Origin of the sequence: Phosphitispora fastidiosa (genome assembly GCF_019008365.1) — a bacterium.
Lineage (GTDB): Bacteria > Bacillota > Thermincolia > Thermincolales > UBA2595 > Phosphitispora > Phosphitispora fastidiosa.
On sequence record NZ_JAHHUL010000198.1, the window covers coordinates 1 to 245 of the forward strand.

The following is a 245-nucleotide window of genomic DNA, read 5'->3' on the forward strand; positions in this document are numbered from 1 at the left end:
GTGCAACCTTGGCGCTAGGATCAAGTTCCGTCGCCTCGGCAGCAATCAGTTCGAACGCGTAGGTCAGGAGGCTGTCACCCGCAAGGATGGCGGCCGCCTCGTCGAACTTGCGATGCACCGTCGGCTGGCCGCGGCGCATATCGTCATTGTCCATGGCCGGAAGATCGTCATGCACGAGCGAATAGCTGTGGATGCATTCCAGCGCCGCCGCTACCCGCAAAGCCGCGGGGGTGTCGGCACCGAAG

At 63.7% G+C, this 245-nt stretch carries 1 protein-coding gene; it reads right to left on the bottom strand.

The features are described from left to right. On the bottom strand, nt 1–245 hold a 245-nt coding region (locus Ga0451573_RS19490), incomplete at both ends, for a polyprenyl synthetase family protein (RefSeq protein ID WP_231685865.1).